This is a genomic window from Mycetocola sp. (assembly GCF_046716805.1).
Classification (GTDB): Bacteria; Actinomycetota; Actinomycetes; order Actinomycetales; family Microbacteriaceae; genus Mycetocola_A.
The window spans coordinates 1-10,021 of the sequence record NZ_JBKJWH010000089.1; the positions used below are offsets into that span (position 1 = coordinate 1).

The following is a 10,021-nucleotide window of genomic DNA, read 5'->3' on the forward strand; positions in this document are numbered from 1 at the left end:
TCGAGGGCGGCGCGGGAAGAGGCTGACAGGTACGGCACGCGCCCATGCTACTGCGCAGTTGAGACGCCTGGACCCGCTTCGCAACCCCCTGTGTTCGCGTGGGTATCTGCGAAAGGATGGGTGAATAAGCTGGACGAACACCGGGAGCGCCGGATAACGCCCTGAACCCTGTTCCGGACCGTCCGCGGGTTTCGCGGTACCTGTCCGCCCCTGTGGCGGGCGCCGCGGCGCTTGCTTGCCGCCTGAAGACGGCAGTTCACGAACAACCGAAAGGAAAACAATGACCGATTCGAATGAACGTGCTGACGAGAACATCACCGCCGCTGCAACGGATGCCCACCAGGCCGTCGACAATGCCCCCGACGTCCCCGACGCATTGAAGGACGCAGCGCACGACTCCGTCGATCGTGGAGCCGAGGCCTCCGCCCCCCTCGCGGAGACGGCATCCGACGTGCGCGACACAGCGTCGGGCTTCGCTACCACTGTCGGCTCCCATGCAGCTGACACGACCGCGAAGCTGGAGGACGCCACGAGGGACGCGTCCCGTTCCTTCCGGGACCGCTCCGACCAGGCCTCCGACATCGCCGGCAAAGCGTCGGCTGCCTCCCGCGACGCCGTCGAGGCGGCGAGGGAAGCCGCGAGCTCTGCGGTTTCGGATCTGCAGCACAAGTACGAGGAACGCCCGGGAACGGTCATCGCGGTCGCGGCCGTCGCCGTCGTCGCGATCATCGGACTGATCATCCGGGCCGCCAGGCGCTGATCGCAATCGGGCGCCCGCGAGGCACCGGCACCATCCCGGGGAGTACGCTCCCCGGGATGTGTGGTGTCTCAGGGCTCAGTCCTTCTCGCTCGGGATGAGGATCCACAGCACGATGTAGACGACGAGCTGGGGTCCCGGCAGGATGATGCTGAGTACGGTGAGGACTCGGACGAGCGTGGGCGACCAGCCGAAACGGTTCGCCACCGCCAGACAGACGCCGGCGAAAACCCGGCCGCGCCTGGGTCGGTAAAGTTTCATGACTTCAGGGTGACACCGCCGCCAGGTGTCCACAATCGGGGGCCACCTGATTTTGGCCGGGGTTCAGGCGAGTTCGAGGGTGGTGTCGACGCGACTGGAGCCGGCATCGGTCACCGTGATGCGCAGTTTCGCTGGAATCTGCTCCTTCATCGCTTCGACGTGGCTGATCAGCCCGATGGTACGGCCCCCTGAGCGCAGGCTGTCGAGCGTGGACATGGCGATGTCGAGCGTTTCGCGGTCGAGCGAGCCGAAGCCCTCATCGATGAACAGGGTGTCGAGGCTGATTCCGCCCGCCTGATTCGTCACCACTTCGGCGAGGCCGAGCGCGAGGGCGAGTGAGGCAAGGAAGGTTTCACCACCGGAGAGCGAATGGGTGGCGCGGGCGCGACCGGTGTGCTCGTCGAGGATGGCGAGGCCGAGTCCCGACCGGACATTGCGGAACTGCACGGAGTCGTCGTGCTGCAGCGTGTAGCGCCCGCTTGTCATGGTGCGCAGGCGCGCGTTTGCTGCGATGACGATTTCCTCGAGTTGCCCAGCGAGCACATACGTTTCGAGCCGCATCCGTTTGGTGTTCGATTCGCCACCCTGCACCGCGCTGGCGAGGGCACGGACCTGGTCGAATTCCTCGCGGAGTCGGGCCGACGCCTCCTGCTCGGCGTGCACCCGGGCGACGATCGTCTCGAGCTGGGTGACTCTGTCAGCCAGCAGGCCGGATGCTTGAAGCGCGTCATCGCGCGCGGAACGAGTCTGGGAGACGAGAGCTGAGGACGGTGCGAGGTCGACGAGGTCAACGGGAAGCACAGCGAGTTCCGGCTCGAGCAGAGTCGCCCGGGCAGTGCCGACGGAGAGGTCGTGCTCCCGGATCCGGGTGTCGAGCGAAGCGATCTCCGCTGAGCTTCGGCGTGCCTTCTCGACGCCGCCTTCATCGGAGAAGTCGTTCTCGATCAACTGCGTGGCCAGAACCTCGCGGGCGGCGGCAAGAGCGCCGGCACGAACCTCCCGATCGTCGAGAGCGCCGGCGAGCTTTTTCGCCGCCTCGAGGGCCGCCTGCAGCGAGGCCGCTCGATCCTTCACCGAGTCGAACGTGGCGCGTGCCGCTTCGACCCGGGTGGTGACCGCTGTGAGAGCATTCCGCGCGGTGGTCGATGAGTCGGCGGCTGCGGCAAGGTCGGCGCGCAACTGCTCGAGCCGCGCCGTGGCTGCCTCGAGTGAGGCGCGGAGCTCGGCCTGGGTCTTCTCGCCGTCGGCGACGACCGAGACGGCGGCTTCTGCCTCCATCAGTGCGGCGGTCGCCTCGAGGAGCTCGGTCTCGAGTTCGTCGATCGATCTGTTTCCGGCCGCGGTGTGTGCCTCGGCCAGTTGGGCGACGAGGGCGGATGCCGCTGCCGTGGCGGCATCGAGCTCGGCACGACGGGCGGTGACGGCTTCTCTCGCCTGTTCGACGTCTGCCTCGGTCACCGGGTCGTCGTCGGTCGTCGCACGGTGCGGGTGTTCAACCGACCCGCAGACGGCGCACGGGGAACCGTCGACCAGTTCGCCGGCGAGCTCGGCGGCGTACCCGCTGAGGCGCCTGGTGAAGAGGTCGTCCTGGGCGCCGGTCGCCGCGGTCAGTCGCGTGCTGGCGTCCTTCTCGGCGAACCGGGCCTCGATGAGGCGCCGGTCGAGGGTGATAGCGCGCTTCGCGGCGACGCGGGCAGCGTCCAGCCGGGCGACGCGCTCCCGAGCCGGCACGGCACCAGCCGCGGCGAGCCGAGCGGCGTCAAGCGACGTGGCGATGCCGTCGAGCTCGGCAGGAAGCGACGCGACCAGCGCATTCGCCTCGTCGATGGCGGCGCGGCAGGATTCGTGGTGTTTCTCGCTCCGCCGGACGGCGGCCGCGAGTTCAGGGAGGGACTTCTCGTCGTCGAGCACCGAATCGAGGGCGCCGAGACGGCGACCGAGGTCGTCGAGAACGCGGCTGACGGCGACGGTGTCGAGCTCGGTGTCGTCGGTCTCACCCTCGAGGACCCCGTCTGCGGCGGCGGTGTAGGCGACGCGTCGTTCGGCTTCGACGGTGACCGCTTTGTCGAGCGCGTTCGCCGCCCCGCGAACGGCAGCGACATGGGCCCACACGGACGCCGCCCGCTGTGCCTGTTCCAGTCGGACCCGGTCGGCGTCGATCGACTCGGTCAGGGCTTCGAAGGTCGCAAGGGTCTCGCGAGCACTGTCGCGTCGCAACTGCAGCCGGCGGGTGTTCTCGAGCGCGCGATGTTCGGCATCGGCCGCGGTGAATTCTGCATCGGCAACGGTGGCGGCCTGCGCGGCGGCAGACTGCGCCTCGCGGAGCTCAGCGAGGATGCCGTCGAACCAGTCCAGCCCCGGCTCTGCTGGTATCTCGTGCTGCACAAGACCCGCGGCGAGCTCGGCCGACATCCGCAAACCCCCCGCGGTGGACTCGAGCGCGGCCGCGAGTTCCTTGCGCCGCTCGTTCAGGGCGAGTTCGACCTGCTCGAACCGTTTGGTGCCGAACAGGGTGCGGAGCACGCCCTGCCGTTTGTCGTTGCTGGCGAGGAGAAACTCCTGGAAACGGTTTTGAGCGAGAAGGATGACCTGCAGGAACTGGTCTTTCGTCAGGCCGAGGATGACCTCGAGCTTGCGTGCGACGTCGACGGGGCGGGCGGCGACGCCCTCCCAACCGCCCTCCTTGTACACGAAAAGCTCGGCCGTCGTCTTCTCTGTCGTCGTTCCGGTGCCTGACTTTTTGGGCCGGTCGTATTCGGGGGCTCGCCGCACCCGGTACGAGACGCCATGGATGCGGAAGTCGAGTTCGACCCAGGTCGGATCGCCGAGTTCGCAATAGTCACTGCGGAGCTTCGGCTGGGTTCCGTCGTAGCGGGGTGCGCTGCCGTAGAGCGCGAAACAGATGGCGTCGAGCAGACTGGACTTGCCCGCTCCGGTCTTGCCGGTGATGAGGAAGATGCCGTCGTCATCGAAGCGTTCGAAGTCGATGCGCTGTTCGTCCTTGTACGGGCCGAAGCCGGCGACGTTCAGCCGTTGAATCTTCACGCGTCGACCTCCGACAGAATCGGTTCGACCGCCAGCCCGTCGAAGGCCGGCTCGTCATGATCTGCACGCTCAACCTGGGCGAGCACGTCGGCGACGATCGCTTTTTCGGCATCGTTCGGACCCACCCCGTTGCGCACGTGTTCGAGGAACCCGGAGACGATGTCGATGTCGCTTTGCCCCTTCACTCGCTTGGCGTAGCTGTCCGTCGACGGCTCCGCGGTGACCGCCGGGCGGTGTTCGAGGGTGACGCAGTGCGGAAAACGACCCTGCAGCCGGCGCATCCCGTCGAGGGGTCGCACGGTGTCGGTGAGCACGACCGACAGCCAGTGGCTCTCGAATTCGGCGAGCGCGGCATCCGTCAGGATCTCGTCGAGCGAACCGGTGAGCACCTTCAACGACCGCGGCACGGGAAGCTCGACCCAGTCCACCGACGCGAGCCCGGTGGCGTCGAGGTCGACGAGCCAGGCGCCGCGTGGTTTCGCGGCTTCGGAGAATGAGTAGTGCAGCGGGGCACCCGAATAGCGCACCCGGTCGCTGAGCGTCGACCGGCCATGGATGTGGCCGAGCGCGACGTAGTCGGGGCCGTCGAAGACGGACAGCGGAACGTAGTCGATGCCGCCGGCGGTGATGTCGCGTTCGACATCGCTGGCGCCCACCTGCTCGGCGTCGATCGCTCCGGTCGCCGGTACGTTGACCGCGAAGCAGTGTGACAGGACGACGGAGCGGCCTCCCCGCTGGGACAGGTCGGTGCGGATGCGGTCCATCACGAAACCGAGGACCTGCTCGTGGGTGCGCAGCGTGGCATCCGGGTAGTGGTGTCGCAGAAGGGACGGCTCGAGGTAGGGAATGCCGTAGAAGTGCACCGGGCCGTGCTCGTCGGACAGCGTGACCGGCTCATCGTGCTGCTCCTGCCTGGTCACGACGTGGACGCCGGCCAGTCCGGAAAACCGAGACATGAAACCGAGCCGGGTGGCCGAGTCGTGGTTGCCGCTCGTCAGCACGACGGATGCCCCCGCCACACGCAGCGCCGAAACCGCGGACTCGAGCACGGTGTAGGCCTCAGCGGCCGGGGTGGCGGAGTCAAAAATATCACCGGCAACGACCACCACATCGACCGAACGCTCCCGCACCTCGACCGCCAGCGCGGCGAGCACCGAGCGCAGGTTCGCCAGGGTCGAATGACCGTGGAACGTGCGACCGATGTGCCAGTCGGAGGTGTGCAGGATTCTCATGTCTTCACGGTAACCGGGGCCGCCGACATTGCCCGTGCGCGACGCCGGAAAGTCCGCACCTCGGGAAACCGACGCCCGAAATCAAGCCCCCGGGCGAATGACGGGGGACGCCCGGGAACTCGTTTAGCCTTGGCGCATGACCGCAACAGAACTATGGCTGGTGAGGCACGGAGAGTCGACGGCGAACATCCAGGCGACCGAGTCGCAGCGGGCGCTGCTCGAGGTCATCCCCGTCGAGCACCGCGATGCGGATGTCCCGCTGTCGGACACCGGTGTCCGACAGGCGGAGGCGCTCGGATCGTGGCTGGCAGCGAACGCCGGCGGTCCGGTGCCGACGGCGATCTGGAGTTCACCGTACCTTCGCGCCCAGCAGACGCTCGCTGTCGCGCTCGGCGTCAGCGGGCTTGAGCGCTCGTTCCTCGTCGACGAGCGACTCCGCGACCGTGAACTCGGCATCCTCGACACGTTGACCTCGCATGGTGTCGACCAGCGTTATCCGGAGGAGGCGGCTCGGCGGCGCTGGCTCGGCAAGTTCTACTACCGGCCGCCCGGTGGGGAGGCGTGGACGGATGTCGCGCTTCGCGTCCGGTCGTTCCTCCGCGATGTCGACGAAGGGGAAGCATCCGGCCCCATTCTCGTCGCGGCGCACGACGCCGTCGTCCTCGTCTTCCTCTATCTCTGCCTCGGCTGGTCGGAGCAGGAACTCCTCGCCTTCGCCAGCAATAACACGGTCTTGAACGCGTCGATCACGCGACTCACCCGCCAGCCGGGCGAACGTTTCTGGACGCTCGAGACGTTCTCCCACGACAACCACCTCGAAGCGGTCGGTGCGCCCGTCACCGAACACGCAGGAGATACCGATGTCCAGCCACGCTGAGCACGAGATGATCACGCCGAACTCCCTGAGGGGGTGGCCCCTGCCTGAGGCAGGCGACTCGAAGTACGGCCGCGGCCAGGTGATCGTCGTCGGCGGCGCACAACGCTCCCCTGGCGCGGTGATGCTCTCCGGGCTGGCGGCGCTGCGCGTGGGCGCCGGGCGGTTGACCCTCGCGGTCGCCGCCTCGGTCGCGACCGCCGTGGCTGTCGCTGTTCCCGAGTGCGGTGTCGTCCCGCTCGACGAAACCGCCGACGGACACGTGGGCGGAGCAGGCGTCGACGCCGCCGAGCGTGACCTGTCCGGTGCGGACGCTGTCCTGGTCGGGCCTGGCCTCGATGACCCGGACGAAGCGGAACGGATGCTGTCAGCCCTGATCCCGCTCGTCGGTTCCGACGCCGTCATGATTCTCGACGCCTTCGCGCTCGGGGTGTTGCCGAAGGTTCCGGCGTTCGTCGAGGCGTTCGGGGGCCGGCTGGTGCTGACCCCGAACAAGGAGGAGGCAGCCCGGCTGCTGGAACACGAGGTGGAGAATCTCGTCGAGGACATCGCCGGGATCTCCCGCCGCTATCGCGCGGTCGTCACCTGTTATGACGTCATCGCCTCCCCCGATGGGCGGATCTGGCGCACCGGCACCGGCGGAGGTGGCCTCGCCACCTCCGGAAGCGGTGACGTGCTCGCCGGAGCGATCACCGGGCTGTGCGCCCGCGGCGCCACACCGGAGCAGGCTGCGGTCTGGGCGACCCACGCGCACGCGGCCGCCGGCGACCGGCTGGCCGTGCCGGTCGGGCCTCTCGGCTTCCTCGCCAGCGAGCTGCTCGACGAGCTGCCCCGGGTCCTGGTCGAGATCGGCGCGTAGTAGCGGCGGATGTCGGTGCCGCCGGCGGCATCCGGTGACGTATGCTCATTTCTCTTGAACTTTTCGGCGCTGGTGCGGAATAGCGCGACCGGCGTCGTCGTTCCGTTCCTTCGCGCTGGTCTTTCGGCGTTGCGCTGCTGCTTGTGCACCCGCGCGGGGCAGCGTCACCCGCGCGAACCGCCCGTGAACATCCCGCTCGGTCCCGACCATTGGATTCCCCGTGAACGACTCCACCACCGATCTCACCCTGACTGAGCACACCTCGACGCTCCGGTCGGCCGAGCCGGACCACACCGCCCGCAATTTCCGTGTGATTTGGCTGATGCTCGCAGCCACGTTCGTCGTCATCCTCAACGAGACGATCATGGGTGTCGCCCTCCGCGAGCTCATGCTCGATCTGGACATCAGTGCGCGATCCGCCCAGTGGCTGACCACCGCGTTCCTGCTGACGATGGCGATCGTCATCCCGGTCACCGGATTCCTGCTGCAACGGTTCCACACGCGGCCGATCTTCATCACCGCGATGAGCCTGTTCTCGGCGGGCACACTGCTCGCCGCACTCGCACCGAACTTCGAGGTGCTGCTCGGCGCCCGCGTCGTGCAGGCGTCAGGCACAGCGATCATGATCCCGCTTCTGATGACCACGATCATGACCCTCGTCCCCGTTGCCCAGCGCGGCCGCACCATGGGCAACGTGTCGATCGTCATCTCGGTGGCCCCGGCCATCGGCCCGACCGTGTCGGGGATCATCCTCAACGCGCTGAGCTGGCGCTGGATGTTCTGGATCGTCCTGCCGATCGCCCTCGTCATGCTCGTCATCGGCATCCGCCGCGTCGAGAACGTGACCGAGCCGAAGCGCGTGCCGCTCGACGTCGTGTCTGTGATCCTTTCCGCTTTCGGGTTCGGCGGGCTGATCTACGGCCTCAGCCGGATCGGTGAGAGCGGACCCGAGAACGCGACGGCCGCTGAGCAGGCAACGGCAGCCCTGCCGATGTGGGTCGCCCTCGGCGTTGGCGTGATCGGCCTGGGCTGGTTCATCGCACGGCAGCTCCGGCTGCAACGCAGCGACCGGGCGCTGCTCGACCTCCGTACGTTCCGCTCGGCGAACTTCAGCGTCTCGATCGGCGTCATGGTCGTGAGCATGGCAGCGCTGTTCGGGACGATCATCCTGCTGCCGATCTACATGCAGCAGGTGCTCGGCCTCGAGCCGGTGCAGACCGGCCTGCTGCTCCTGCCCGGCGGGCTGCTGATGGGGCTGCTCGCCCCGTTCGTCGGCCGTCTCTACGACCGCTTCGGGCCGAAACCGCTCCTCATCCCCGGGTCGATCGTCGTCAGTGCGGCACTGTGGGCGCTGGCCACGGTCGGCGAGTCGACGTCGCCGTTGTACCTCCTCGGCGCGCACCTCCTGCTGAGCCTCGGCCTCGCGTTCCTGTTCACCCCGCTGTTCACCTCGGCGCTGGGCTCGGTTCAGCCGCACCTGTACGCGCACGCGTCGGCCACGGTCGGCACCGTGCAGCAGGTTGCCGGTGCCGCAGGCACCGCCCTGTTCGTGACAATCATGTCGACGACAAGCGCGGCGCTGGCAAGCGACGGCATCGCCGGCGGTGCGGCGGCTGCCGGCGGAATCCGGTCCGCGTTCCTCGTCGGAGCGTTCATCTCCCTGCTCGCGATCGTCGGAGCGATCTTCGTCAGCAAGCCCGCGGACGCGCCAGCCGGGGTGCCCGCCGGACACTGAGTTCCTCGCGAGAACGGATGCCGGCCCGCTTCAGTGCGGTACGGCATCCGTTTCTCATTCGGCCGGGCGGGCCCGGTACGTCGCCTGGGTGAAGCCGGCGCGAAGCTCGCGCGCGCCGGTCAGTTCGAGGTGGACGTCAGAATCGAGCGGACCGAACAGCGGGATGCCGAACCCGATGAGCACGGGGGCGATGCTCACCGTGAGATTGTCGAGCATGCCCGCCCGGAGGAACTGCTGCACCACGGTTCCGCCGTCGACGTACACATGCCGTCTGCCCTCCTGGCCGAGGTTCGCGAGAGCGTTGTCGAGGGTGCGATGCACCGTGGCATCCGGCCAGTCGACCGCTTCGAGGGAACTGCTCAGCACGAGCACCCGCTTGCCGGCGTAAGGGTATTCGTCGAATGCCGCGACGATGTCGTAGGTGTTGCGGCCGATCAGCATCGAGTCGACGGCGGCGAAGAAGTCGTCGTAGCCGGTGTCGCCGAGGTCGGCGCCGGCCTCGAGAAGCCAGTCCAGTCCGCCGTCCGGCCTGGCGATGAACCCGTCGAGGCTCATCGCCAGGAAGGCGGATGTCGTCAGTCGGGGTGTCGGGGACGTGTCGGTCATGCGCGCACGCTACCACCGGCATCCGACACCGGGGAAGGCTCGGATCACACGTTCGACCGCGGGCGGAGGATGCAGAACTCGTTGCCCTCTGGATCGCGGAGGACCTGCCAGTCGCCGCCGTCGTAAATGTCGTCCGCGAGTGTCGCGCCGAAGCTGAGCGCTTCAGCGATCGCGGCGTCGTAGACGCGGCTGCGGAGGTCGAGGTGGAGCCGGTTCTTGCCGGGTTTCCGCTCAGAGACTTTGAGAAAGTCCATGCGTTCGGTACTGGCGTTGAGCCGGAGCTCCGCATGACCGCTCGTGTCCACCACGACCTGCCCGCCCAGGAGCTTTTGCCAGAACCGTGCGAGGGCCGGAGGGTCCGCACAGTCGACCGAGAGGGCGGCGACGCCTGCGATGAAGGAGCTCATGGCTCCCATGACAGCACTGGCGCCGGTCACGGTCAACGGGTGCCTGAGCGAACTACGCTGGAGAGATGGCTCCTGAATTCGCCCATGAACCGGACGCACACCGGTACACGCTCCGTCTCGGCGACGAGCTCGTCTGCGTGGCGGTTTACTCGGCGCGCCCTGGCCAGATCTACTTCACCCACACCTACACGTCACCCCCGCGTCGCGGGAACGGCTACGCGGCATCCCTTATCGAATTCGCGGTG

Annotated in this window: 10 protein-coding genes; 5 read left to right on the plus strand and 5 right to left on the minus strand. The window is 67.8% G+C overall.

Annotation, left to right across the window (positions count from 1 at the left end; genetic code table 11):
- Nucleotides 1–280: 280 nt before the first annotated feature.
- Complete coding sequence (locus ACLQ62_RS07385; RefSeq protein WP_411721003.1) at nucleotides 281–760, plus strand: hypothetical protein; 480 nt, start codon at nucleotides 281–283, stop codon at nucleotides 758–760.
- 75 nt (nucleotides 761–835) lie between these two features.
- On the opposite strand, the gene ACLQ62_RS07390 is transcribed toward ACLQ62_RS07385, so the two are convergent.
- The 3 genes from ACLQ62_RS07390 to ACLQ62_RS07400 all read right to left on the minus strand — a co-directional run bounded on the left by ACLQ62_RS07390 (nucleotide 836) and on the right by ACLQ62_RS07400 (nucleotide 5,295).
- Entirely contained in the window at nucleotides 836–1,018 is a 183-nt protein-coding gene (locus ACLQ62_RS07390) for a PspC domain-containing protein (RefSeq protein WP_411721004.1), read from the minus strand.
- Nucleotides 1,019–1,081: 63 nt separating this feature from the next.
- Nucleotides 1,082–4,063, minus strand: coding sequence for an AAA family ATPase (locus tag ACLQ62_RS07395; RefSeq protein ID WP_411721005.1), 2,982 nt, complete (start codon nucleotides 4,061–4,063; stop codon nucleotides 1,082–1,084).
- Complete coding sequence (locus tag ACLQ62_RS07400) at nucleotides 4,060–5,295, minus strand: exonuclease SbcCD subunit D (protein ID WP_411721006.1); 1,236 nt, start codon at nucleotides 5,293–5,295, stop codon at nucleotides 4,060–4,062. The genes ACLQ62_RS07395 and ACLQ62_RS07400 overlap by 4 nt, the downstream gene beginning before the upstream one ends.
- A gap of 136 nt (nucleotides 5,296–5,431) precedes the next feature.
- On the opposite strand from ACLQ62_RS07400, the gene ACLQ62_RS07405 reads away from it, so the two are divergent.
- The 3 genes from ACLQ62_RS07405 (at nucleotide 5,432) to ACLQ62_RS07415 (ending at nucleotide 8,763) form a co-directional block, all read left to right on the plus strand.
- On the plus strand, nucleotides 5,432–6,172 hold the full coding sequence (locus tag ACLQ62_RS07405; protein ID WP_411721007.1) for a histidine phosphatase family protein: 741 nt from the start codon (nucleotides 5,432–5,434) through the stop codon (nucleotides 6,170–6,172).
- Nucleotides 6,156–7,028, plus strand: coding sequence for an NAD(P)H-hydrate dehydratase (locus ACLQ62_RS07410; RefSeq protein ID WP_411721008.1), 873 nt, complete (start codon nucleotides 6,156–6,158; stop codon nucleotides 7,026–7,028). The genes ACLQ62_RS07405 and ACLQ62_RS07410 overlap by 17 nt, the downstream gene beginning before the upstream one ends.
- Nucleotides 7,029–7,248: 220 nt before the next feature.
- On the plus strand, nucleotides 7,249–8,763 hold the full coding sequence (locus ACLQ62_RS07415) for a DHA2 family efflux MFS transporter permease subunit (RefSeq protein WP_411721009.1): 1,515 nt from the start codon (nucleotides 7,249–7,251) through the stop codon (nucleotides 8,761–8,763).
- Between the two features lie 54 nt (nucleotides 8,764–8,817).
- On the opposite strand, the gene ACLQ62_RS07420 is transcribed toward ACLQ62_RS07415, so the two are convergent.
- Together ACLQ62_RS07420 and ACLQ62_RS07425 are read right to left on the minus strand one after the other, a co-directional pair.
- On the minus strand, nucleotides 8,818–9,369 hold the full coding sequence (locus ACLQ62_RS07420) for a dihydrofolate reductase family protein (RefSeq protein ID WP_411721010.1): 552 nt from the start codon (nucleotides 9,367–9,369) through the stop codon (nucleotides 8,818–8,820).
- 44 nt (nucleotides 9,370–9,413) lie between these two features.
- Entirely contained in the window at nucleotides 9,414–9,776 is a 363-nt protein-coding gene (locus tag ACLQ62_RS07425; RefSeq protein ID WP_411721011.1) for a VOC family protein, read from the minus strand.
- A gap of 65 nt (nucleotides 9,777–9,841) precedes the next feature.
- On the opposite strand from ACLQ62_RS07425, the gene ACLQ62_RS07430 reads away from it, so the two are divergent.
- On the plus strand, nucleotides 9,842–10,021 hold a 180-nt coding region (locus ACLQ62_RS07430; RefSeq protein WP_411721012.1), incomplete at its 3' end, for a GNAT family N-acetyltransferase.